Source organism: Actinoallomurus bryophytorum, from assembly GCF_006716425.1.
Lineage (GTDB): Bacteria > Actinomycetota > Actinomycetes > Streptosporangiales > Streptosporangiaceae > Actinoallomurus > Actinoallomurus bryophytorum.
In genome coordinates this window covers 501633-525352 of record NZ_VFOZ01000001.1, presented here as the reverse complement: position 1 = coordinate 525352, position 23720 = coordinate 501633, and the positions used below count along the sequence as shown (strand labels likewise).

Here is a 23720-nt window from a genome sequence, read left to right as displayed (position 1 = left end):
CCGACGTCCGGTGCCGTGTGTGCGGAGCCATACCCGTGGTGGGGCCAGAATTAGCGTGTGAATACGGGAACCATTCCCCACAGCGCTCTGGCCACCATGAACGTCGTCGCCGTCGTGGGACCGACCGCCGCGGGCAAGTCCGACCTGGCGGTGGAGCTGGCCCTGCGTCTCGGCGGCGAGGTGGTCAACGCCGACTCGATGCAGCTGTACCGCGGCATGGACGTGGGGACCGCCAAGCTCGGTGCCGAGGAGCGGAAAGGCGTTCCGCACCATCTGCTGGACATCTGGGACGTCACGGAGACCGCGAGCGTCGCGGACTACCAGCGGGCGGCGCGCCAGGCGGTCGCGGGGATCCACGAGCGCGGCCGGGTCCCGCTGCTAGTCGGGGGTTCCGGGCTCTACATCCGCGCGGTCATCGACGATCTGGACTTCCCCGGCACCGACCCGGCGGTGCGGGCGCGGCTGGACGCCGAGCTCGCGGACGTGGGGTCCGCGGCGCTGCACGCGCGGCTCGCCGAGCTCGATCCGGTGGCGGCCGCCGCGATCCTGGCCGGCAACGGGCGGCGGATCGTCCGTGCGCTGGAGGTGATCGAGATGACCGGGCGGCCCTTCAGCGCGTCGATGCCCTCCTACGAGGACGCCGAGGACGACGTGACGCAGCTCGGCCTGACCGTCCCGCGTCCCGAGCTGGACCAGCGCATCGAGACACGCGTGGAGCGCATGTGGTCCGCGGGGCTGGTGGAGGAGGTGCGGCGCCTGGAGCCGCACGGGCTGCGCGACGGGCTGACCGCGAGCCGCGCTCTCGGGTACGCGCAGGTGCTGAGATTCCTGTCGGGGGAGTGGAGCGAGGAGCACGCGCGGCAGGAGACCGTGCGCGCCACCCGGAGGTTCGCCCGCCGCCAGGAGTCCTGGTTCCGCCGCGACCCGCGTGTGCGCTGGATCGGGTACGACGCGCCGCTCCAGCGCGTGCTGGATACGATCGAGCCATGCGATTCGTGAAGGGGCACGGCACCGAGAACGACTTTGTGATCCTGCCCGACCCCGATGGCTCGCTCGACCTCACGCCCGCCCTCGTCGCCGCGATCTGTGATCGCCGCGCGGGCATCGGCGCGGACGGCGTGCTGCGCGTCGTACGGTCCAAGGCGCTCGGCCGTGACGCCGATCCCGAGTGGTTCATGGACTACCGCAACGCCGATGGCAGCATCGCGGAGATGTGCGGCAACGGGACGCGGGTCTTCGCCCGTTACCTGGTCGAGGCGGGTCTGGCGGCACCCGGCGACCTGTCGATCGGCACGCGGGGCGGAGTCCGCGCCGTGCACCTGGGGCCGAGCGGAGACGTCACGGTCGACATGGGCGCACCGGAGGTGCTGGGGGAGAGCCGGGCGCTGCTGGCCGGGCACCCGCATGACGGGCTGGGCGTCTCGATGGGCAACCCGCACCTCGCGTGCGCGGTCACCGAGCCCGTCGCCGGCCTCGACCTGACCCGCGCGCCCTCCTACGACACGGCCTTCTTCCCCGACGGGGTCAACGTCGAGCTGTACCGGCCGCTGGGTCCGGGCCGGATCGAGATGCGGGTGTACGAACGCGGCGTGGGGGAGACCCGTTCGTGCGGTACGGGCACGGTCGCGACCGCGGTCGCCGCGGCGCACGCCGAGGGGCGGGACGAGGGCACCTGGGAGATCACCGTGCCCGGCGGCACGCTCACCGTGATCCTGGACGGCCGGACGAGCTTCCTGCGCGGCTCCGCGGTGCTGGTCGCCGAGGGAGAGCTGAGCCTCAGCTCGCTCCGGTAAGGGCGTGGAACCCCGCGCGGAGCGTGCGGGCATCGACGCCTCCGGCCAGCAGCCTCTGCATGACGAATCCCGGCATCACGCACATCAACGTCGCACCCACCGCCTCCGGGTCGGCGTCCCGCGGTAGCCGTCCGGCGTCGCGCATGCGCTCGGCGAGCTCGGTCCACCGGTACCGCAGCCCCCTGAAGAGGTCGGCGACGATCACCTGGTAGTCCGGGTCGTGCAGTGCCTCGGCCCAGACCTGGGGCGCGATGCGGAGGGCCCCGTCGTCGACGAGGATCGACTCCACGTGCGTCATCAGCCTCTCGATGATCTCCTCGAACGGTGGGAGCGGATCCTCCTTCATGATCGCCTCCAGGAGCTCGACGGCGCTGCCCTGCTTCTCGGTGGCGATCGCGTGGATGAGGTCCTTCTTGCTCTTGAAGTAGCGGTAGACGGCACCGGCCGACAGCCCCGACTCGGCGAAGACGTCCTGCATCGACGTCTGGTGGAAGCCCTTGCGGATGAAGCAGGCCCGCGCGGCGTCGAGGATCTGCCGGCGGCGGCGTTCGAGGTGGTCGTCGCTGACTCTGGGCATGGGGCTCAAACTAAAACGAATGTCCGTTCTTGACAAGTCCGGCGGGTCGGTGCGACGGTTGCGCTAAATAGAACGAACATCCGATTTATGGAGGCTCCCGATGGACCCTCGTCCCCCGACTCGTACGGCACCGGTCGTCCCGCCCGAGCCGGTCGTCCACCGGCGCTGGGTGGCGCTCCTGTTCATCTGCCTGGCCCAGCTGATGATCGTCCTGGACGCCACGATCGTGAACATCGCCCTGCCGTCGGCCCAGCGCGACCTCGGCGTCTCCGACGTCGACCGCCAGTGGGTCATCACCGCGTACACGCTGGCGTTCGGCGGCCTGCTTCTGCTGGGCGGGCGGATCGCCGACTACACCGGGCGCCGGAGGACCTTCCTCATCGGCCTGCTCGGCTTCGCCGGCGCCTCCGCGCTCGGCGGTGCGGCACCCGGCTTCGGGGTCCTGCTGGCGGCCCGCGCGTGCCAGGGCGCGTTCGGCGCACTGCTCGCCCCGTCGGCGCTCTCCCTGCTCTCGGTGATCTTCGCGCGCCCCGCCGACCGGGCCAAGGCGTTCGGCGTCTTCGGCGCCATCGCGGCGGGCGGAGGCTCGATCGGACTGGTCCTCGGCGGGCTGCTGACGGAGTACCTCGACTGGCGCTGGTGCCTGTACGTCAACGTCCCGATCGCCGTCATCTGCGTGCTCGGCTGGTACTTCCTCCCTCGCGACCACCACGACGGAACCCGCGCGCGCTTCGACGTTCCGGGGGTCCTCCTGGCCGGCCTCGGACTCGTCGCCATCGTGTACGGGTGCAGCCGCGCCGAGTCCGACGGCTGGGCCTCCGTGCCGGTCGCCGGTCTGCTGATCGCCGGAGTCGTCCTGCTCGCGGCCTTCGTGGTGGTCGAGAGCCGGGTGGCGCGTCCTCTCCTGCCGCTGCGCGTGGTGCTGAACCGGACCCGGGGCGGCGCGTACCTCGCCGTGGCCGTCGCGATCATCGCGATGTTCGGGATGCTGCTGCTCCTCACGTACGACCTGCAGGTGGTCAAGGGATACTCGCCGGTCCGCACGGGCATCGCCTTCCTGCCGCTGACCGGTGCCGTGCTGGTCTCGGCCGGCGGCATCGCCTCCCGGCTGCTGCCCCGCGTACCGCCGCGGGTCCTGATGGCGCCGGGCCTGCTCGTCGCCGCGGGCGGCCTCGCCTGGCTGTCACGCCTGGACGCCACCACCTCGTACGCGTCGGGCGTGCTGCCGGGCCAGCTCCTGGTCGGCCTCGGCATGGGCCTGGTGATGGCGCCGGCGCTGAACTACGCGACACACGAGGTGAACGCCTCGGACGCCGGCGTCGCGTCCGCCATGGCGAACACCGCCCAGCAGGTGGGCGGCTCGATCGGCGTGGCCCTGCTCAACACGGTCGCCACCAGCGCGACCGCCGGCTACCTGGCCGGCCGGCCGAAGAACCCGCTCGTACTGAAAGAGGGCCTGGTACGGGGCTTCACCCACGGATTCACGACGGCGGCCGTCGTCCTCGCGGCCGGCGCCCTCGTGATCGGCGTCGTGATGAACACCGCACGCCCGCGCTGACGGTCTCCGAGATGTCGATGACCGAATCGGTTTCGGTTACGATGTGTGCGTGACCGAGGTCAAGCGGCAGGCTCGTGCGGAGCGGACGCGGGCCTCTCTGCTCCGTGGCGCCCGGGAGGTCTTCGAGGAGCGAGGCTTCCTCGACGCCAAGATCAGCGAGATCTGCGACCGGGCCGGCGTCGCGTACGGGAGCTTCTACACGCACTTCGCCGACAAGGACGCGGTCTTCGCCGAGTTGATCGACGAGATGCTGCGCGGCCTGCTCACGGTCATGCGCGCCGAGGCGCTGAACGGTGACGGGCCCGAGGCGCGCATCGCCCGCGCCAACCGCGCCTACCTGCGCGCGTACGAGAAGAGTGCCCGGCTGATGGCGGTGTTCGAGCAGGTCGCCACGTTCTCCCCGGCGATGCGGGAGACCTACCTGCGCGCCTGGGGCGTGTTCTATGACCGCCAGGAGCGCGCGATCCGCGGCTGGCAGGAGGCCGGTCTCGTCCCGGCCGACATCGACCCGCGTACGGCCGCGGTCGCCCTCGCCACCATGATCGGGCGCACCGCGTACACCTGGTTCGTGCTCGGCCGGCCCCATGAGGACGGTGACGTGGACCAGCTCACCCGGCTCTACTGCCGGGCCATCGGGATCTGAGGGAGGCCGGTGTGGACTTTCACGACACGCAGGAGGAGGCCGCGTTCCGCGCGGAGCTTCGCTCGTGGCTATCGGAACACTGGGCGGGCCGGCCGTCCGAGGGAGGCCGCGGCGACTTCGACACGCTGCGCCGCTGGGGCGGTGAGCTGTACGACGCCGGGTACGTCGGGCTGACCTGGCCCGCGGAGTACGGCGGCCGCGGACTGTCCCCGACGTACCAGGCGATCTACCTGGAGGAGATGTCCCGCGCGAACGCGCCCGGCCACCCGGGTGTCATCGGCCTCAACATGGCCGGGCCGACGATCATCGCGTGGGGCACGGAGGAGCAGAAACAGCGCTACCTCAAACCGCTGCTGAACGGCGCCGAGATCTGGTGCCAGGGCTTTTCCGAGCCCGGCTCCGGCTCCGACCTGGCCGCCGGCCGTACGAGCGCGGTGCTCGACGGCGACCACTGGGTGGTGAACGGGCAGAAGGTCTGGTCCTCGTACGCCCACAAGGCCGACTTCTGCATCCTCGTGGTCCGTACGGACCCGTCGGCGCCCAAGCACGCCGGCCTGTCGTACCTCATCGTGGACATGCACGCGCCCGGCGTGACCGTACGGCCGCTGCACCAGATCACCGGCGACCCGGAGTTCAACGAGATCTTCTTCGACGACGTACGCGTGCCGCGTTCGTCGATCCTGGGCTCACCCGGCGACGGGTGGAAGGTCGCGATGACCACGTTGCTGCACGAGCGCGGCACCCTCGGGTTCGCCCTGTCGGCCGAGCTGGAGCGCATGGTCAACCAGCTGATCAAGCTGGTCAAGGAGCCGGCTCCCGATGGCCGTCGTCCCGCCGACGACCCGGTCATCCGCGACGCCGTCGCGCGTGAGTGGATCGAGATGCAGTCGCTGCGCTTCACCAACTACCGGTCGCTGACCACGCTGCTGGAGACCGGCATCCCGGGCCCGGAGGGTTCCGGGGTCAAGCTGGCCTGGAGTGAGGCGAACCAGCGGCTGACCTCGCTCGCCCAGTCGGTGTTCGGCCTGCACGCGCAGGTCACCGGCGACGAAGTGCCCTGGAACGGCTTCTGGCAGTACTGGCAGCTGAGGTCGCGCGGCAACACCATCGAGGCCGGCACCTCCGAGATCCTGCGCAACATCATCGCCGAGCGAGTCCTCGGCCTGCCGAAGGGACGTTGATCATGGACTTCGCGTTCTCCGAGGAGCAGGAGCAGTTGCGCGGCTTCGCCCGTGAGTTCCTGGCGGCCCGCTATGACGATGGGCGGCTGGCCGAGATCGCCGACTCCGCGACCGGCGTCGACGCCGAGGTGTGGCCCAGGCTCGCCGAGATGGGCTGGCTCGACGCCGAGCTCACCTTCCTCGACCAGGCGGTGCTCTTCGAGGAGACCGGACACCGTCCGCTGCCCGCTCCCTACCTGTCGACGGTCGCCCTGGCCCTGCCGGCCCTGGACGACGAGACGGCCAAGCGCGTCGCGGAGGGCACGCTACGGGCGACGCTCGCGTGGGCGGAGCCGAACCGGCCGCAGGGACTGCTGGACCCCGTCGCCGCGTCGGTCTCCGATGGCCGGCTGACCGGATCCAAGGTGCTGGTCCCCGACGGTGCGGCCGCCGGCCTGTTCGTCGTCGTGGCCGCCGAGGGCCTGTACGCCGTCGACGCAGAGGACGCCGTCGTGACGCCGCGTACGACGTTGGACGGCACGCGGAGGGTCGCGGACGTTCGCTTCTCCGGCACGCCGGCCCGCCTGCTCGCCGCCGGCGAGGAGGCCCGGGCCCTGCTCGGCCGCATCCGGGACCGCGCGTACGCCGCGCTGGCGCTGGAGGGCGTCGGTGTCGCGCAGCGTTCACTGGATCTGCTGGTCTCCTATGCCAAGGAACGCACGCAGTTCGGCAAGCCGATCGGGGTCTACCAGGCGGTCTCGCACAAGGCCTCGAACGTCTACGTGCGGTTGCAGGAGGCGCGTTCCCTGGCCTACTGGGCGGCGTGGTGCGTCTCGTCGGACGACGAGATGGCGCGCCAGGCGTGCCTGGCCGCCAAGTCACTGGCCGGGGAGGCCGCGGTGTTCGCCTGCGAGAGCGCCATACAGGGACACGGCGGGATCGGCTTCACCTGGGAACACGTGCTGCACCGCTACTACAAGCGCGCCCAGTGGATCGCGGCCTTCGACGGGCCGGCCAGGAGCCAGCGGGCCGAGGTCGCGGCCTTCCTGCTGGACTGATGTCCACGGGCTCACCCCTTGTAGCTGTTCACTGACGGTGACTTTGCGATAACTTTCCGTGGTCTACTCCCGGAAAGGTGTCCTCGTGTTGCGTCAGCTGCTGGGCCGTGTCCTGCTCGCCGGTGCCGGGGCGAGCCTGGCCTACCTCCTGGCGGCCGCGTCCCTCGATCCGCGTGCCGAGCTGTCGGATCGGAGCCCGCGGCCACCGCAGGCCGCCGTCACGGCCCGGCTGAGCGAGCTCAACCTGGACGGGCCGCTGCTCCGGCGATACCTCACCTGGGCCTCCGGAGTGACCCACGGTGACTTCGGGGAGACGCTCGACGGGGCCTCGGCCGGCGCCGAGCTGGAGCGGCGTTCGTCGGTGAGCCTGCGGCTCGTGGCCGCGGGCGCGGTGCTGGGCACGGCCGGCGGCGTGCTCGTGGGTGCGCTGGGCGCTTTTCGGCAGCATGGCCTGGCCGACCGCGTGCTCACCGCGGGGACGCTGGTGCTGGTGTCCGTCCCGGTCTTCGCCCTGGCCGTGCTGCTCCAGACCGGTGCGCAGTGGGCGAACACCCGGACCGGCATCCGCGTCTTCGAATGGACCGGAGAGTACGCCCCGGACGGCCCGGCCTCGCTGGGAGGCCGCCTGCGGCATCTGCTGTTACCGACCGCCGCGATCGCCCTGGGCCAGGCCGCACTCTGCGCCCGCTACCAGCGCGGCATGATGCTCGACGTCCTGCACGCCGGCTACGTGCGGACCGCCATGGCCAAGGGCCTGCGACGCCGCCGCGCGTTGCTCCGCCATGCCCTCCGCGTCGCCGTCATCCCGATGACGACCTTCGCCACGTACGCCTTCGCGGCACTGCTGACCGGCACGGCCATCACCGAGAAGATCTTCGGCTGGCACGGGCTGGGGGAGTGGCTGCTGGACTCGATCCAGGCCAATGACGTGAACGCGGTCGCGGCCTGCGGCTGCGCCGCCGCCGTGGCGGTATCCGCCGCGGGCCTGCTCGCCGACCTCACCCGCACCGCCCTGGACCCCCGGACGCGCCGATGAGCACGTCACTCCCACCCACCCCCGGACCGCCCCCGCCCCCGGACACCTTTCCAAGGCCCACCACTTCTTCGACTCCTTCGGCGTCGGCCACTTCTCAGGGGTCCGCCACTTCTTCGGCGTCGGCCACCCCTTCGGCATCCGTCACCCCTTCGGGTTCCGCCACTTTCTCGGCGTCCGTCACCCCTCCGAGGTTCACCACTTCTCCGGGGTCCGCCACCGCTTTGGCACTCGCGATCTCTACGAGATCCGCCGCTCCACCAACGCCCGCCGCTCCACCAACGCCCGCCGCTCCACCAAAGCCCGTCACGTCTTCGGTCCCCGTCACGTCTTCGGTCCCCGTCACGTCTTCGGTCCCCGTCACGTCTTCGGTCCCCGTCACGTCTTCGGTCCCCGTCACGTCTTCGGTCCCCGTCACGTCTTCGGTCCCCGTCACGTCTTCGGTCCCCGTCACGTCTTCGGTCCCCGTCACGTCTTCGGTCCCCGTCACGTCTTCGGTCCCCGTCACGTCTTCGGTCCCCGTCACGTCTTCGGTCCCCGTCACGTCTTCGGTCCCCGTCACGTCTTCGGTCCCCGTCACGTCTTCGGTCCCCGTCACGTCTTCGGTCCCCGTCACGTCTTCGGTCCCCGTCACGTCTTCGGTCCCCGTCACGTCTTCGGTCCCCGTCACGTCTTCGGTCTTCCTCACTCGCTGGACGTCTGTCATCCGTTGGGTGTCGAGCACGCTTTCGGCCGCGGCCACCTCTTGGGTCTTCCTCGCCCGTTCGGCATCGAGCACGCCCCCGGTCGCCGCCACCTCCCGGGCCTTCCTCGCCCGTTGGGCATCGAGCGCGGCCGCCGTTATGTCTTCGGTCTTCCTCACCCGGTGGGCGTCCGTTGTCCGCTGGGCGTCCGGCAGGCTCTCGGCCACTTTCACCTCTCCGGTCCTGCTCGGCCGTTCGGCCTTCGCCACCCCCTCCACGTCTCTCACCCTTGCGGCCTCCACCGGCGGGGGGCGACGCGTTCTCCTGCCTTCCAGACCCGGCCCCGGCCTCAGCTCTTTCGGGGCCCGGATCACCGAGCGCTGCCCCAGTGGCCTGCGCCAGAGCAGATCCGTCTGGCGCGCGATCTCCGGCCCCGCGGCGACCCTCACCGCACTTCCGCCCGCCGTCGCCGTCGGCTCGGCCATCAGCCTCGCTCGGGGAAGATCTCCGCTGACCCCGGCCCGCCGTAGCGGGCGAACGACCTCTGACCGCCGTCGCGGGCGAACCGGCGGGCGTCACGCCGCAAGACGGCGCGATCCCCATCGGGGCAGCGCCCGGCACGGACCCCTCGGCCCCCGGAACCGCGCCGGCCGCCTACGCGTTCGCCGACGGCAGGCCCCGCCGCCCCGCGGACGGGTCCGGATCCTCGTCGGTCTGGGATTCCTGCTGTCGCTGCTGGTCCTCGCCCTCGCCGGGCCCTACCTCACGAGGTGGAGCTGGACCGACATCGATCTCGGCGCGTTCCGCGAGCCGCCGTCGGCGTCGCACTGGCTCGGTACGACGCAGACCGGCCGGGACGTGTACGCAGTCACGCTGCACGGCATGCGCGTCTCGCTCCTGACCGGCCTGCTCGTGGCGGCGTCCGCCACCGGCCTGGCCACGGTCACGGGCACCGTCGCGGGCTACTTCGGCGGCTGGGCCGATCGCGGCCTGACAAGCGTCATCGACCTGATGCTCGTCCTTCCCCCGCTCCTCGCCGTCGCGACCGTGTCCCCTGCCCTCCGCGGTTCCGAACTGCCGGTCCTGGCGCCGCTGCTCGCCGCGTTCATGTGGATGGTCACCGCCCGCGTCGTACGCGGAATGACCATCTCGCTGCGGGACCGGGACTACGTCCTGGCGGCCCGCTACCTGGGAGTGAGGCCGATGACGATCATTCGGCGGCACATCATCCCGAACCTCGCCTCACTGCTGATCGTGGACGCGACGCTGAACGTGAGTACGGCCGTCATCGGCGAGACCAGCCTGTCCTACCTCGGGCTCGGCGTACGGCCGCCGGACGTCTCGCTCGGCACGATCATCGCCGACGGAGCGTCGGCCGCGACCGTGTTCCCCTGGCTGTTCCTGCCTCCGGTGTTCCTGCTGATCCTCATCCTGCTGGGCGTCAACCTCGTCGGCGACGGCCTGCGCGACGCGATCGACAAAGAAGGGCGGCTCCGGTGATCGCGATCAGCGCGCGAGCACCTGCCGTGCCACTGCTGGAGGTGTCCGGCCTGCACGTCACCTTCGCCGCCGGTGTGCGCGCGGTCCGGGGCGCGGGCTTCACCGTCGCGCCCGGCGAGGTGCTCGCGATCGTCGGAGAGTCCGGCGCCGGAAAGTCGGCCACCGCGCTGGCGATCATGGGCCTGCTGCCCGTGTCCGCGCACGTCACAGGGTCCGTACGACTGCGCGGGCGCGAGCTGCTCGGCCTCGGTGACCGGGATCTCGCGGCCGTACGCGGCGACGACCTCGCGATGGTCTTCCAGGACTCCGCCTTCACGCCCGTCTACCGGATCGGCGACCAGATCGCCGAGGCCGTACGGGCCCACGCACGAGTACCACGGCGTGCGGCGGCCACACGAGCGATCGAGCTCCTCGCGCTGGCCGGGATCCCGGACGCGGCACGGGTGGCCCGCGCGTTCCCCCACGAACTGTCCGGCGGCCTGTGCCGCCGGGCGATGATCGCGATGGCGGTGGCGGGCGATCCGGCGGTCATCCTCGCCGACGAGCCGACGTCCGCGCTCGACGTGACCGTACAGGCGCAGGTCCTGGACGCCCTCCAGACCGTGCAGAGCCGCACCCGCGCCGCCCTCATCCTGATCACGCACGACCTGGGAATGGTCGCCGGCCGCGCCGACCGCGTGATGGTGATGTACGCGGGGCGCCCCGTCGAGACGGGCCCGGTGGACGCGGTCTTCGGCGGGCCGCGCATGCCGTACACCGCGGGCCTGCTCCGCTCCGCCGTACGGCTGGACCGCCCGTACGCGCGCCCGCTGCCGATCGCCGGCCCGCCGCCGTCCGCGACCGACCCGCGTGAGCGCTGTGCGTTCGAGCCACGCTGTCCGCTGGCGACCGGCGAGTGCCGGACCGCCGTACCCCCACTGCGTCCGGCAGGCACTCCCGGCCACCGCGCCGCCTGCGTGCACGCATCGGAGACCGTGCCCGTGGATCACGGTGGATACGCGCACGACCGCCCGGTGCGCGCATCGAACCAGGGCCCGCCCGTGCTCGAGGTGGACGGCCTGGTCCGGCACTATCCACTGGTCAAGAGCCTGCTCCCACGACGGCGTACGGCCACTGTGCGCGCCGTCGACGGCATCGACTTCGACATCCGTACGGGCGAGACCCTGGGCCTGGTCGGAGAGTCGGGATGCGGCAAGACGACCACCCTGCTGGAAATCCTGAGGCTGGGTGCCCACCAGGCCGGACGGGTCGCGGTGTTCGGCCGGGACACCCGTGCGCTGTCCAACGCCGAACGCCGTGTGCTCCGCCGCGACGTTCAGATCGTCTTCCAGGACCCTGCCACGGCGCTCGATCCGAGGGCGACGGTCGGCGCCATCCTCGCCGAACCGCTGCGCGCCCACGGCCACGCGAGGCGCGGCGTCTCCACTCGTGTTCCCGAACTCCTGCGTCTCGTCGGCCTGGAGCCGGCGCTCGCCACCCGCCATCCCGGTGAACTCTCCGGCGGCCAGGGCCAGCGTGTGAACATCGCCCGCGCCCTGGCGCTCGAACCGAGACTCCTGGTCCTGGACGAGCCGTTCTCGGCGCTCGACGTCTCCGTCCAGGCCGCCGTGATCGGCCTGCTCCGCGACCTGAAGCTCCGCCTCGGCCTGTCCTACCTTCTCGCCGCGCACGACCTGGCGGCCGTGCGCCAGCTCGCCGACCGCGCCGCCGTCATGCGCCTCGGACGCATCGTGGAGATCGGCGATGCCGACGCGGTCTACGAGTCACCCGCCCATCCGTACACCCGGGCCCTGCTGTCCGCCGTGCCGCTACCCGACCCGCCCCTCGAACGCAGAAGGCTGCGGGTCACGCTCCGAGACGACCTGGGGCCCGATCCCGATCCACCCTCCGGCTGCCGGTTCCGTGGCCGCTGCCTGACGTTCGCGACACTCCCCGCCCACGAAGGCCGGCGCTGCGTGGACGAGGAGCCCGCCGTACGGCGCGTTCGCAGCGGACAGTCCGCCGCGTGTCACTTTCCGAACGAGAAGAGTCCCCGATGAGATCGCGCGTCAGTGTGGTGGTCATCCTGCTGGCCGCCCTGGCCCTGCCGAGTGGATGCGGCACGCCCCACCGCGAGCCGAGACGCGGGATCGCCGCGTACGACATCGCTCCCACCTCCCGCGAGCACGTACGAGACGGCGGCACGCTCAGGCTGGCGACGACGGAGTTCCGTACGCAGTGGAACTACTGGCATCTGGGCGGCGCGGACCTGGACACCGCCCGGATCCTCGGCGCGCTGATGCCGTGGCTGTTCCGCAGCGACCAGAACGGCAGGATCACCGCCGACCCCGCGTACCTGCTCAAGGCGGGGATCACCCGGACCAGACCGAAGCAGGTCATCACGTACGACCTCAACCCGAAGGCCCGTTGGTCCGACGGCACACCGCTGAATTTCCGTGATTTCCAAGCGCTCTGGCACGCCTGCCGTGGCCGCGACCGGGCGTACCAGATCACCACGTCGACCGGCTATGAGCGGATCGAGAGCGTCGAGCGCGGGACGAGCGACCGGCAGGTGGTGGTGACCTACGCCCGGCCGTTCGGGGAGTGGCGGGGGCTGTTCAGCCCCCTGTACCCGGCGAAGGCGATCAGCGGCCGCGCGGCCTGGGACCGGGGCTGGGTGAACCACCTGCCGATCACGGCGGGGCCGTTCCGGCCGGAGCGGCTCGACCGGACCGCCCAGGCGTTCTCGGTGGTCCGCGATCCACGGTGGTGGGGACCGCGCGCCAAGCTCGACCGGGTCGTCTTCCGCTACCTCGCGCGCGACGCCATGCCCGGGGCTTTCGCGAACGGCGAGATCGACGCGTTCGACGTCGGCTCCGACGCAGCCGCGTACCGCCGTGCCGGGCAGGCCGCCGACACCGTCGTACGCAGGGCGGCCGGACCGGACTTCAGCCAGCTCACCTTCAACGGCGCCGCTCCGGCCCTGACCGATGTGAACGTGCGCCGGGCCGTCGCGATGGCGATCGACCGGCAGGCGATCGCCCGCTCTTCGCTGACCGGTCTCGACTGGCCGATACGCCTTCTGAACGACCACGCCTTCGTGAACACCCAGGAGGGCTACCGCAACGACGCCGGCGACCTGACCGCCTACGACCCGAACCAGGCGCGCCGGCTGCTGGACGCGGCAGGCTGGCGAGCGAACGGACCCACCCGCTGGAAAAACGGGAAATCCCTGGTGCTGCGCTACGTCTACCCGCTCAGCAACGCGACGAGCAGGCAGAACGGCGAACTCATCCAGGCCATGCTCGGTCCCGTGGGTGTACGGCTGGAGCTGCGGCCGGTGCCGGACAGCGACTTCTTCGACCGCTACCTCATCCGGGGCGCGTACGACCTCGCGCCGTTCTCGTGGATCGGCGGAGCGTTCCCGATCTCCGGCCTGAGATCGATATACGGCAGGCCGCAAGGGGGCGGCGTCCAGCAGAACGTGGCCCGCATCGGCTCCCGGAGACTCGACGCGACACTGGATCGCGCGAGCACCGAGCTGGACCCGACCAAGGCCCGCCGGTACGCGAACGAGGCCGACCGCATGATCTGGACGGAGGTGCACTCGCTGACGCTCTACCAGCGCCCACAGATCCTGCCGACCAGACGGACCCTGGTGAACTGGGGGGCGTTCGGGCTTTACACGCCGGTCTGGACCGACGTCGGATTCCGGGATTAGGGGGTCACCAGGGGCTCGGCGAGCCGTACGGGCCCTTTCCACCGAGCACGGCCTCTTCGGCCGTCACCTTCGTCGGGGTGTTGCGGAGGGCGTCCTCGGCGGCCTGAACGATGCTGAGGAGAGCCCACCTGAGCTGCCTGCGCTGGTTGTCGACGCTGCTGTGAAAGCTCGGATCTCGCTGCGCCCGTTGAGCCACGTCGAACGAGCTGTTGAGCATTCGTTCAAGATCAATAGCGTCCTTCCGAACGCCATTTACCGCCTGTCCGAGCTTCGCATAGAACGGGTTGTCAAACAGAACTCCCGCCATCGCCGGCACCCTTTCTGCCCACGCTGTTCAGTGCTGAGATGCTAACGAGCGCCGACCATGGTGAACAGGCCCTAATCCCAGGAACTTGCCCCCCGGCCCCGATCTCGACCGACCACCTGACGTGCTCTTTACCACCGCCTCCCAGGTCCTGACCAGATACGGCCATGAGGACGTCCCTTTGACCGGCGAGTGAGCACCATCAGCCAGCCGAGGACAAGGATCCGGCCGCGCGACGTAAACATGTCGCACCGGACGGTGCCCAGGCGTGTCAGGCACCTTTCAGAGCAACCCGAGGGGCCGTCCGCGCCGAGGGAACGGCCACCGGCAGGGCCTCCAGCTCGTGTTCCCGGGCCTTGAGCTCCGAGCCCGGAGGCCCCGGCCCGGCGAAGCGGGCCTTGAGCCGCGAGGCCCGAGCCCGGAGCACCAGACTTCGGGTCCCGGATCTCGGGTCCCGGATCTCGGGTCCCGGATCTCGGGTCCCGGATCTCGGGTCCCGGACCTCGGATTCCAGACCCCAGACCCCAGAGTCGGGCCTCAGACCACAGAGCCGGGCCCCAGACCCCGGGGTCCAGATCCCAGGCCTGGGCCCAAGACCCCGGGCCCAAAAAGCTTGGGTCCAGGCGCTCGGGTCCGGGCCTTGGGCCTGCGAGGCCTCGGCCGGGTCGCGCGCCCTTAGGCTCTGTCTCAAAGTCATGCTGTTGCCGTGTGGCGCCGCCTGAGCGGCACCACACGGCGTTATCCACAGAACCCCGCTCTACTTCCACCAGCCGCTGTTCCCGCTGGACAATAAAAGTGGGATGGCAACCCCCGGGCGGGTGGGCTCCAGGACGGGGCGGGGCTCAGACCGGGGCCTTCGAGACAGGTCCTAGCCGCAGCGGTAGAGCGTTTGGGAGGTCTGCGCGGAATCCGAGGTGCTGCCGTAGTCGGAGGCTTTCACTGCCGAGCAGTTCTTTGAGACCCACGAACTAACGGACGAGCTGCCTCCGCCGCCCGGTCCGCCGCCGGGGCCGCCTCCGCCGGTCATGACGTAATGCAATTTGCCTCTCTGGACGTATGACTGGAGCTTCTGCGTGGTCATGGCGGGATCACTGCCGGTGAAGCCGCCCATGGCGATGACCGGGAGGCCGGTTCGCAGAATGATCGACGACGCGCTCTGTGCGCTGGCGACTGCGACGAGCCAGGTGGCGCCTTCTCGGTGTTTCTCCAGGTAGGAGATGAGCTGGGAGTCCACCTGGCCCATTCCTGGCCCGCCTGCGCCGGGAGCGTCGGGCCGCGGTCCAGGTCCCGATCCCGGTGGGGCGTCGGCTCCGTTGGATTGACCACCCTCTCCGGCCTTCGACTCGGTCGCCCCGGAGCCGGCGGCTCCCGTTCCGGTGGAGCCGTCTTGGGTGGTTCCTGGCCCGGTGGCCCCAGGGCCGGTGGAGCCGTCTTGGGCGGTACCTGACCTGGTGGCCCCAGGGCCGGTGGAGCCGTCTTGGGCGGTACCTGACCTGGTGGCCCCAGGGCCGGTAGAGCCATCTTGGGCGGTTCCTGATCCGGCGGATCCAGGGGCGGCGGAGCCATTGGATCCGTTGGGTCGGCTTGGGGCGGCCGGTTCGCCGGATCCGTTTGGGTTCGACGGTGGGTTGCCGAACGGTGGTTGGCCGCCGGAGAAGCGGCCCTCCTCCATCATTCTTCGGATGGCTGCGGGGGGTCGGGCGCCGCCGGGCATGCCCGGGCCGCCCATCCCGAAGCCACCGAAGGCAGGGCCCGCCAGCGGATTGGTTCCATTGGTGTGGCTCGCGGCTGCGGAGGCCGCGTAGGCGGCCGGCCCGGTCAGTCCGGCCAGTACTCCGACGATCACGGCGAGCACCGTCACGCGCCTCACCACCGAGGATTCGGCTTCCGGGGGCACCGCCTCCGAGGGATAAGCGTCAGACGGAGCGGTGTCCGACGGAGCAGTGTCCGAGGGAAGGGCCTCGGGGGACGTGGCCTCGGAGTGCAGAGCATTGGGTGGCACGGCGTCTGAGGACGCTGGCCCCACCGACACGGCCTGCGCTGGCACGGCCTGCGCTGGCACGGCCTGCGCTGGCACGGCCTGCGCTGACGCGGGCTGTGCTGACGCGGGCTGTGCTGACGCGGGCTGTGCGGATTCGGCTTGCCCGGGCGCGGTTTGCCCGGGCGCGGCCTGCACGGGCGCGGCCTGCGCTGACGCGGCTTGCCCGGGCGCTGTCTGCGCTGACGCGGCCTGCGCTGGCGTGGCCTGTGCTGGCGGCGCGGTCTGCGCGGGTGCGGTGGCCGACGTTGGTGTCCTGGGGGTGTTGTCCGATGTGCCGTCCGTCCCCGTCCCCGTCCCCGTCTCCGTCTCCGTGGCGGTCGTAGCGGGCGGGTGATGGCCAGGGGTTATAGGGGCTGTCAGGCGTACCGTCACCAAGGCCGCGATGGTGATCACGGTCAGGACGGCCACAGTCCAAGCCAGCCACGGATGCCACTCCGGTGTGCGTCGTAGGAGGACGACAGACCATGCGCCGGTCAGGGCGGTGCTCAGCGGGAGGGCCCAGGTCCACGCGCGGGAGTGGCGGTATGCGTCGTACAGCAGGACGGCGCCGATGCCCGTGAGTGCCGCCACCGCTGGGGTCAGGGCGGTCGTGTAGTACGGATGCATCGTGCCGCTGGAGAAGCTGAACACCACAAAGTGAACGACCAGCCAGCCTCCCCAGAGCACCAGTGCCGCCCTCGCCAGGTCGGTACGCGGACGCTTCCACAACAAGACCATGCCCGTGACCAGTGCGAAGGCGGCGAACGGCAGGAGCCAGGAGATCTGGCCGCCGACGACGTCGTTGAACAGCCGTCCGGGCCCCGAGGCGCCGGCGAAGCTCGCTCCCTGACCACCGCGCCCCGGCCCACCACCCGGCCCACCGCCCGGTCCGCCGGAACCGCCCGTCACGCGGCCCAGGCCGTTGTAGCCGATCACGAGGTCCCAGACCGTGTTGTCGGTGCTGCCTCCGATGAAAGGCCGATCAGCGGCGGGGATCAAGTCGACGACGACCATCCACCACAGGCTTGACACCGCCAGTACGGCCCCGGCGGCGAGCAGCCGGACGACCCGCCGGACGAACCCGCCCGGGGCGAACAGCGCGAACACCAGCACGAGCGCCGGCAGCACCAGGTACGCCTGCAGCATCTTCGTGTTGAAGGCGCAGCCGAGAAAGAACGCCGACGCCATCAGCCACGGCAGCCGGCCGGACGCGAGGGCCCGTTGCAGGGCCCACGCCGACAGCACCAGCAGGAGTACCAGCAGCGTGTCCGGGTTGTTGTCCCGGTTGATCGCGACCGTGATCGGTGTCAGCGTCATGACGAGCGCGGCGATCAGGCCGGCGATAGGGCCGAAAGCGCGCCGTACCGTCGCGTACAGCACGCCGACCGTCGCGACGCCCATGAGGACCGAGGGCAGCAGCAGGCTCCACGTGCCGAAGCCGAAGAGTCGCGCGGACAGCTCCTGTACCCACAGTGCCATCGGCGGCTTGTCCACCGTGATGAAGGACGCCGAGTCCAGGGAGCCGAAGAAGAATGCCTTCCAGCTCTCGGTCCCGCTCTTCACCGCCGCCGAGTAGTACTCGTTGGCGTATCCGCTTCCGGACAGCCCCCAGCCGTACAGCACGCCGGCCAGCGCCAGCACGGCGAGCAGGCCGGGCCGTACCCACCGCGGGGAAGGCTCCCGCGAGGTGACCGAGGCGGGGACCACTCGCGGGGCGAGGCGGCCCAGAGTCAAGGTCGTCATCACACGTGCTCCCGAAGGACGGACCGGGCCCGCCGCGGGTGGAAGACCCACGCGCGCAGCAGGACGAAACGGATCACGGCGGCGAACAGGTTGAGGACCAGCAACGCCGCCAGCTCGGCGAGCCGGGGAGCGCGCGGCCACATCGCGTGGACCGCGAAAAGGCCCCCGGTGCTCACCGCGAGACCCACGAGAAACGCCACGCCCCCTTCCAGCTGATGCCGTACGGCACGCCGGGCGCCCACCACGCCGAAGGTGAATCGCCGGTTGGCGGCCGTGTTGGCGATCGCGGCCAGAAAGTAGGACACGACGTTGGCGGCGACCACCGGCATGAAGAGCCGTAGCAGCGCGTACAGCACGAGCTGCGCCACCGTACTCACCACGCCGATCAGCGCGAATGACGGCAGCTGTGAGCGCATCCCGGCCGGCAGCCGCGCCGAGCGCGGCGGCGGCACCGGTACGCGCAGCGCGCCGGACAGCAGTCGCCGGGCCATCCGCAGCATGCCCCGCAGATCCTCGACGGCGGTGCGGACGACGTCGACGCGGCTGTCGGGATCATCGACCCAGTCGACCGGGACCTCGTGGATGCGCAGGCCGTTCCGCTCCGCGAGCAGCAGCAACTCGGTGTCGAAGAACCACGCCTGGTCCTCCACCGCCGGCAGCAGTGCACGGACGACGTCGGTGCGGCCGGCCTTGAAGCCGCACTGCGCGTCGGAGAACCGCGCGGCGAGCGTCGTGCGCAGCAGCAGGTTGTACGCACGCGAGATCAGCTCGCGCCGGGGCCCGCGCACCACCGCCGAGCCCCGCGACAGCCGGCTGCCGATGGCGAGGTCGCTGTGCCCGGACACCAGTGGCGCGATCAGCGGCAGGAACGCCTGCAGGTCGGTGGACAGGTCCACGTCCATGTACGCCACGATGTCGGCCGAGCTCGTACTCCATGCGTACCGCAGCGCGCGACCACGGCCCTTGTCCTCCAGCCGTACGGCCTCCACCTCGGCGATCTCCAGCGACAGCCGCTCGGCGACCTCCCAGGTCCGGTCCGTGCTGGCGTTGTCCACGACGGTGATGACGAACCGGTACGGGAACGTCTCGATGAGGTAGGTGTGGAGGCGGCGCACGCTCGCCGCCAGGACATGTTCTTCGTTGTAGGCCGGAATGGCGATCTCGATGAGAGGACCACGTGGCGCGGCCACGACGCCGGGCAAGGGCCGGGCCTCGAGAGATGTCAGCTCGCTCATGATGACCAAGCTCGTGGCCGACCGTGGGAGCCGGGTGAGCCGTTTCTTAACCGCCGATGAGAAAGCCGTCCGCGGCAATGGTTCCCGGCAGCCGCAGCCACGCCTCGGTGCCCCCACCGGGCGCCGGGCGCAGGGCGATCTCCCCGTCGGCCTCGCGCACGGCCCGCGCCGCGATCGCCAGCCCCAGCCCCGATCCCGGCAGGCCGCGCGCGGACGGCGAGCGCCAGAACCGGTCGAAGACGTACGGCAGGTCCTCTTCGGGGATGCCGGGCCCCTCGTCCCGTACGGTCAGCTCGCCGTCCTCGAGCCGTACGGTCACGGTCCCGTCGGGCGGGCTGAACTTCACCGCGTTGTCCAGGAGGTTCACCAGCGCTCGCTCCAGCGAGGTCGCGTCGCCGTGGACGTACCAGGGCGCCACCTCGGCGCTGATCCGGAGCGACGGTCCGCGCGGCCGCACCCGGCGGACGGCGTTGTCCACGATCTCGTGCAGCGCGACCACCTCCACGCCCGGCGGAGCCTCGGCGCGCGACAGGTCGAGGAGGTCGCCGACGAGGCTCGACAGCTCCAGCAGCTGCGCCTTGACGTTGACGAGCAGCCGCTCCTTGTCGCCGGCGGGCAGCGGACGGCCGGTCGTCTCGCTGCGGAGCATGAGGTCGACGTTCGTGCGCAGGCTGGTCAGCGGGGTACGCAGCTCATGTCCGGCGTCCACGATGAGCCGCTGCTGGCGGTCACGAGAGCCGGCCAGCGCGCGGGTCATGCTGTTGAAGGACCGGCTCAGCCGGGCGATCTCGTCCGTGCCTCCCGCCGGGATGGTCGTGTCCAGGTCCTCCGTACGTGCGATGTGCTCGACCACCTCGGTGAGGCGGTCCACGGGCTTCAGCCCGGCACGCGCGATGAGCAGGCCGGCGATCGCGGCCCCGACCACGCCGACCGCGGCCACCGCGATGAGCAGCAGGGCCAGGCTGTCCAGCGAGTCGGTCACCGGTGCGAGCGGCTGGGCCACCGACACCGCGACCCCGGACGCGTCCGGATGGGTGAACACGCGCACCGGCGTGCCGCCGGCCGTCGTGCCGTCGCGGTACGTCGCGCCCTTCAGCCCGCGGGCGATCGCCACGTCGCCGGGCGTGACCTTGAGCGGGTCGGTGGTGCCGGGCGCGCTGCACGCGGTGCCGTCACGCGCCACGACCTGGAGTGTGGGCAGGAACCCGCGGAACCCGTCGTCGCCCGGAGGCGGCGAGGAACAGATCCCGAGCGGCGACCCGGAGTCGTGCGTTCCGGGAGCGCGCGGACCGCCGGCGCGCGGCCCCGACAGTGACGTGTCCAGCTGGTCGATCAGCCGCCCGCGTACGACGAACCAGCAGCCGACCGCGCAGGCCGCCACCGCCACGGCCACGGCGAGGCTGGTCAGCACCGCCAGCCGGGCGCGCAGGGACAGATGCCGTCTCACCGGTTCTCCTTCACGGGGCGCGCAGGACGTAGCCGACGCCGCGCACGGTGTTGATGAGGCGCGGCTCGCCGGTCTTGCGGCGCAGGTACATCACGTAGACGTCCAGGGAGTTCGACGACGGCTCGAAGTCGAAACCCCAGACCGTCTTGAGGATCTGCTCGCGCGTCAACACCTGGCGCGGGTGGGTGAGGAACATTTCCAGCAGGGAGTACTCGGTGCGCGTCAGGTCGAGGTCACGGCCGTCGCGGGTGACGTCACGGGTGAGGGTGTTCATCCGCAGGCCGGCGTACTCCAGGATGTCGCCGTCGCGCGCCGTCACCAGGCTGCGGCGCAGCAGCGCGCGTACGCGGGCGAGCAGCTCGTCCAGCTCGAACGGTTTGACCAGGTAGTCGTCGGCGCCGGCGTCCAGTCCGGTCACCCGGTCACCGATCGTGTCGCGCGCGGTCAGCATCAGGACCGGAAGCGTCTCCCCGCGGGCGCGCAGGCGGCGGCAGGTGGTCAGGCCGTCCATGCGCGGCATGAGCACGTCGAGGATGGCGAGGTCGGGGCGGGTCCGGTCCAGCTCGTCCAGCGCCGACATGCCGTCGATCGCCGTGACCACCTCGTAGTCCTCGAAGGCGAGGCTGCTCGCGAGGGACTCACGGACCGCGGGTTCGTCGTCCACGACCAGAATGCGCACGTCATCGACGGTAGCCCCGGATCCGACCGAGCCGGACGACGGTGACGCCTTCTCATGGAAATCTCAGCCGGGGAAGGGCACCTCGACGGCTCGCCGGTCAGAGACGAAACGGGAGTCCCAGACGTACAACCCCAGGTCATGCTGCGTGGTCCCGGTGCTCACCGGCATGTCGGTGGCGACCCGCACCAGGTAGCTGGCTCCGGCCGGGATGTACTGGTCCTCATCCTCTGACCTGGGCGCGGCGAAGCCGAGCGTGTTGACCACGTCGGTGTGGTCCGGGAGCGTGCACATGTCCGTGGGCGCGCCGGGCTGGGGCATGCAGCGGTTCTTGTCCAGCACGCCCGACGGCACCCGCGTCCGCTTGACGAACAGGTCGGCCGGGAAGTCCAGCAGGGCCGGGGCGTTGCCCGTGTTGGTGAGCACGTAGTCGGCATAGCCGAGCGTCGTGCCGTCCGGCGGTGGCGTGCGGGTGCTCGCCAGCGGCCGGTCGGCGGTCCCGCCCTTCACCGCGGCGAGTGAGTAGGAGAACCCGTCCGGCGTGCTGACGTCGAGCTCGGTGCCCGTCTTGAGCTGTGCGCGGCTCCGCAGCCCGGACGGGGACTTGCGCGCGGCGCCCTCACCGGTGCGTGCCGCCACGGTCCGCGGCGTGGCCTCGGCGTGGTCGTCGTGGGCGCGTACCACGACGATCAGGCCGGCGATCGCGCCCACACCGAGCACTCCGGTCACGCCGCCCGCTATGCCGAGCCGGGCGGCGTGCCGAGCGTGATTCTGTCTTCGATGTGAATGATGATTTTGTGCCATGGCCCCACGTCCGGGTCGCGGCCGGATGCGCTCCATGACGTTGTCGCAGGTAGGAGCGGCCGACGCTGATCAAGGGCCACAAAACATAGCAAAGTACTCCTCGGTAACCCTGCGACTGGACCGATGACTAAAGGTCAGGGAACCATCCACGATAGGACGGATACGGACTGCAGCAGCGAGAGCACGCACATGCCGGCGAGGAAGATCAGGCTCCAGACGATCACCTTACGGAAGATGTCGCCCTCCTTGCCGTCCATGCCGACGGCCGCCGCGGCGATCGCGAGGTTCTGCGGGGAGACCATCTTCCCGAGCACGCCGCCGGAGCTGTTCGAGGCGGCCATCAGGACCGGATCCAGGTGGGCCTTGCCGGCGGCGGCCACCTGCAGGGCGCCGAACAGGGAGTTGGAGGAGGTGTCGGAACCCGTCACCGCCGTGCCGAGCCAGCCGAGCACGGGGGAGAGGAAGGCGAAGAATCCACCGGCCCCCGCCATCCAGCTTCCCAGCGTGATCGTCTGCCCGGAGGCGTTCATCACGTACGCGAGGCCGAGCACCGCCATGACGGTGACGATCGCCCAGCGCAGCTGCACGAGCGTGGCCCAGTACGCCCGGAGCGCCCGCCCCACGCTGACCTTCAGCGCGATCGCGGTCAGCACGCCGGAGATCAGCAGCAGGCTCCCCGCCGCGTTCAGCCAGTTGACCTTGAACTGCGGCAGCGTGGACGCCTTGCCCGAAGCGCCGGTGATGTGCAGGCCGGGCCAGTTGACGATCTTGGTCGGCTGGTCGAGCCAGCCCTTGATCGGATCGATCTGCGCGAGGACGAAGACCACGATGATGATCGCGTACGGCGCCCAGGCCCGCACGATCTCGCCACGCGCGTCCGGGTGCGCGACGCGGCCGGCGAACTCCGGTGTCGGCTCGTCGGCCGACCCTCCGGCGACGACCGGCGTGGTCGCACTGCCACCCAGCGTCTCGCCGGGCTGCCAGACCCGCAGGAGCGCGACGAGCACGATCACCGAGAACAGCGACGCGACGATGTCGGTGAGCGGCACCGAGAGATGGTTCGAAGTGATCCACTGGGCCACGCCGAACGCGACACCGGCGGTGAGCGCCGCGACCCACGTCTGAGAGACACCGCGCCGGCCGTCGACGATGAACACCAGGACGAGCGGGACGAAGATCGCCAGGATGGGCGTCTGGTGGCCGACCATGGCACCGAGGGTGTCGCTCGATAGGTGCGTCACGCCGCCGAGCGTGATGATCGGGATGGCCATCGCGCCGAACGCGACCGGCGCCGTGTTGGCCACGAGCGCGACCACCGCGGCCTTGAGCGGCTTGAAGCCCATCGCGATGAGCATGACCGACGTGATCGCGACGGGAGTGCCGAACCCGGCCAGCGCCTCCAGCAGCGCGCCGAAAGAGAACGCGATGATGATCGCCTGGATCCGCTGGTCGTCACTGACCTGGGCGAACGTTCGCCGCAGCACGTCGAAGTGCCCGGTCTCGACGGTCATGGTGTAGATCCAGATCGCGTTGATCACGATCCAGAGGATGGGGAAGAAGCCGAATATCGCTCCCTCGCTGCCGGCGAGGACGGCCTGACCGACGGGCATGCTGTACGCCCAGACCGCGATGACGAGCGAGACGACGAGAGCGAGGATCGACGCCACCCACGCTCGCATCCGCAGGATGCCGAGCAGGACGAACAGCGTGATCAGCGGGAGCGCCGCGACGAGCGAGCTCCATGCCAGCGAATGGCCGACGGGATCGAGCACTTGGCGGTACAACG

Annotated in this window: 19 protein-coding genes; 10 read left to right on the top strand and 9 right to left on the bottom strand. The window is 70.8% G+C overall.

Annotated features, from left to right (window positions below):
• The first annotated feature begins 96 nt into the window (after window positions 1-96).
• Together miaA and dapF are read left to right on the top strand one after the other, a co-directional pair.
• Window positions 97-999, top strand: a complete 903-nt coding sequence (miaA, locus tag FB559_RS02510) for a tRNA (adenosine(37)-N6)-dimethylallyltransferase MiaA (protein WP_141961462.1) — start codon at window positions 97-99, stop codon at window positions 997-999.
• On the top strand, window positions 987-1793 hold the full coding sequence (dapF, locus tag FB559_RS02505) for a diaminopimelate epimerase (RefSeq protein WP_141952812.1): 807 nt from the start codon (window positions 987-989) through the stop codon (window positions 1791-1793). Before miaA ends, dapF begins: the two co-directional genes overlap by 13 nt.
• On the opposite strand, the gene FB559_RS02500 is transcribed toward dapF, so the two are convergent.
• Window positions 1777-2370, bottom strand: coding sequence for a TetR/AcrR family transcriptional regulator (locus FB559_RS02500; RefSeq protein WP_141952810.1), 594 nt, complete (start codon window positions 2368-2370; stop codon window positions 1777-1779). The two genes, dapF and FB559_RS02500, sit on opposite strands and share 17 nt — an antisense overlap.
• A gap of 100 nt (window positions 2371-2470) precedes the next feature.
• Between FB559_RS02500 and FB559_RS02495 the strand changes: the two genes are divergently transcribed.
• From FB559_RS02495 to FB559_RS02475, 5 genes are all read left to right on the top strand, one after another.
• Window positions 2471-3928: an MFS transporter gene (locus FB559_RS02495; protein WP_141952807.1), complete on the top strand. Its 1458-nt coding sequence runs from the start codon at window positions 2471-2473 to the stop codon at window positions 3926-3928.
• A 49-nt stretch (window positions 3929-3977) separates the two neighbouring features.
• A complete protein-coding gene (locus FB559_RS02490; RefSeq protein WP_185792014.1) occupies window positions 3978-4571 on the top strand; it encodes a TetR/AcrR family transcriptional regulator in 594 nt (197 codons plus the stop codon).
• Window positions 4572-4582: 11 nt separating this feature from the next.
• Window positions 4583-5752, top strand: a complete 1170-nt coding sequence (locus FB559_RS02485; RefSeq protein ID WP_141952803.1) for an acyl-CoA dehydrogenase family protein — start codon at window positions 4583-4585, stop codon at window positions 5750-5752.
• Window positions 5753-5754: 2 nt separating this feature from the next.
• Window positions 5755-6789 carry an acyl-CoA dehydrogenase family protein gene (locus tag FB559_RS02480; RefSeq protein WP_141952801.1) on the top strand — a complete coding sequence of 345 codons (1035 nt, stop codon included), beginning with the start codon at window positions 5755-5757 and terminating at the stop codon, window positions 6787-6789.
• 85 nt (window positions 6790-6874) lie between these two features.
• Window positions 6875-7825 carry an ABC transporter permease gene (locus FB559_RS02475; RefSeq protein WP_141952799.1) on the top strand — a complete coding sequence of 317 codons (951 nt, stop codon included), beginning with the start codon at window positions 6875-6877 and terminating at the stop codon, window positions 7823-7825.
• Between the two features lie 94 nt (window positions 7826-7919).
• On the opposite strand, the gene FB559_RS43595 is transcribed toward FB559_RS02475, so the two are convergent.
• Window positions 7920-8792: a hypothetical protein gene (locus FB559_RS43595; protein WP_246121313.1), complete on the bottom strand. Its 873-nt coding sequence runs from the start codon at window positions 8790-8792 to the stop codon at window positions 7920-7922.
• A gap of 595 nt (window positions 8793-9387) precedes the next feature.
• Here FB559_RS43595 and FB559_RS45225 point away from each other — a divergent pair.
• The 3 genes from FB559_RS45225 to FB559_RS02455 are packed head-to-tail and all read left to right on the top strand — an operon-like array spanning window position 9388 to window position 13705.
• Window positions 9388-10005: an ABC transporter permease gene (locus tag FB559_RS45225; RefSeq protein ID WP_246121312.1), complete on the top strand. Its 618-nt coding sequence runs from the start codon at window positions 9388-9390 to the stop codon at window positions 10003-10005.
• Window positions 10002-12044, top strand: a complete 2043-nt coding sequence (locus FB559_RS02460; RefSeq protein WP_246121311.1) for a dipeptide ABC transporter ATP-binding protein — start codon at window positions 10002-10004, stop codon at window positions 12042-12044. Before FB559_RS45225 ends, FB559_RS02460 begins: the two co-directional genes overlap by 4 nt.
• On the top strand, window positions 12041-13705 hold the full coding sequence (locus tag FB559_RS02455) for an ABC transporter family substrate-binding protein (protein ID WP_141952795.1): 1665 nt from the start codon (window positions 12041-12043) through the stop codon (window positions 13703-13705). The genes FB559_RS02460 and FB559_RS02455 overlap by 4 nt, the downstream gene beginning before the upstream one ends.
• 4 nt (window positions 13706-13709) lie before the next feature.
• On the opposite strand, the gene FB559_RS02450 is transcribed toward FB559_RS02455, so the two are convergent.
• From FB559_RS02450 to FB559_RS02420, 7 genes are all read right to left on the bottom strand, one after another.
• On the bottom strand, window positions 13710-14012 hold the full coding sequence (locus tag FB559_RS02450) for a hypothetical protein (protein WP_141952792.1): 303 nt from the start codon (window positions 14010-14012) through the stop codon (window positions 13710-13712).
• 865 nt (window positions 14013-14877) lie between these two features.
• Entirely contained in the window at window positions 14878-17772 is a 2895-nt protein-coding gene (locus tag FB559_RS46050) for an ArnT family glycosyltransferase (protein ID WP_281286213.1), read from the bottom strand.
• A complete protein-coding gene (locus FB559_RS02440; protein WP_141952790.1) occupies window positions 17772-19007 on the bottom strand; it encodes a bifunctional glycosyltransferase family 2/GtrA family protein in 1236 nt (411 codons plus the stop codon). Before FB559_RS02440 ends, FB559_RS46050 begins: the two co-directional genes overlap by 1 nt.
• Window positions 19008-19053: 46 nt before the next feature.
• On the bottom strand, window positions 19054-20454 hold the full coding sequence (locus FB559_RS02435; protein WP_141952788.1) for a HAMP domain-containing sensor histidine kinase: 1401 nt from the start codon (window positions 20452-20454) through the stop codon (window positions 19054-19056).
• A 10-nt stretch (window positions 20455-20464) separates the two neighbouring features.
• Window positions 20465-21127, bottom strand: a complete 663-nt coding sequence (locus FB559_RS02430) for a response regulator transcription factor (protein WP_221640353.1) — start codon at window positions 21125-21127, stop codon at window positions 20465-20467.
• A gap of 69 nt (window positions 21128-21196) precedes the next feature.
• Window positions 21197-21859: a hypothetical protein gene (locus tag FB559_RS02425; protein WP_141952784.1), complete on the bottom strand. Its 663-nt coding sequence runs from the start codon at window positions 21857-21859 to the stop codon at window positions 21197-21199.
• 209 nt (window positions 21860-22068) lie between these two features.
• The gene (locus tag FB559_RS02420) at window positions 22069-23718 is read right to left on the bottom strand and encodes an L-lactate permease (RefSeq protein ID WP_141952782.1); all 1650 of its coding nucleotides are present in this window, start codon (window positions 23716-23718) and stop codon (window positions 22069-22071) included.
• Window positions 23719-23720 lie beyond the last annotated feature (2 nt).

Coding starts and splice junctions, on each gene's coding strand:
- miaA (WP_141961462.1), top strand. CDS start 97: ATGAACGTCGTCGCCGTCGTGGGACCGACCGCCGCGGGCAAGTCCGAC.
- dapF (WP_141952812.1), top strand. CDS start 987: ATGCGATTCGTGAAGGGGCACGGCACCGAGAACGACTTTGTGATCCTG.
- FB559_RS02500 (WP_141952810.1), bottom strand. CDS start 2,370: ATGCCCAGAGTCAGCGACGACCACCTCGAACGCCGCCGCCGGCAGATC.
- FB559_RS02495 (WP_141952807.1), top strand. CDS start 2,471: ATGGACCCTCGTCCCCCGACTCGTACGGCACCGGTCGTCCCGCCCGAG.
- FB559_RS02480 (WP_141952801.1), top strand. CDS start 5,755: ATGGACTTCGCGTTCTCCGAGGAGCAGGAGCAGTTGCGCGGCTTCGCC.
- FB559_RS45225 (WP_246121312.1), top strand. CDS start 9,388: ATGCGCGTCTCGCTCCTGACCGGCCTGCTCGTGGCGGCGTCCGCCACC.
- FB559_RS02455 (WP_141952795.1), top strand. CDS start 12,041: ATGAGATCGCGCGTCAGTGTGGTGGTCATCCTGCTGGCCGCCCTGGCC.
- FB559_RS02450 (WP_141952792.1), bottom strand. CDS start 14,012: ATGGCGGGAGTTCTGTTTGACAACCCGTTCTATGCGAAGCTCGGACAG.
- FB559_RS46050 (WP_281286213.1), bottom strand. CDS start 17,772: ATGACGACCTTGACTCTGGGCCGCCTCGCCCCGCGAGTGGTCCCCGCC.
- FB559_RS02440 (WP_141952790.1), bottom strand. CDS start 19,007: ATGAGCGAGCTGACATCTCTCGAGGCCCGGCCCTTGCCCGGCGTCGTG.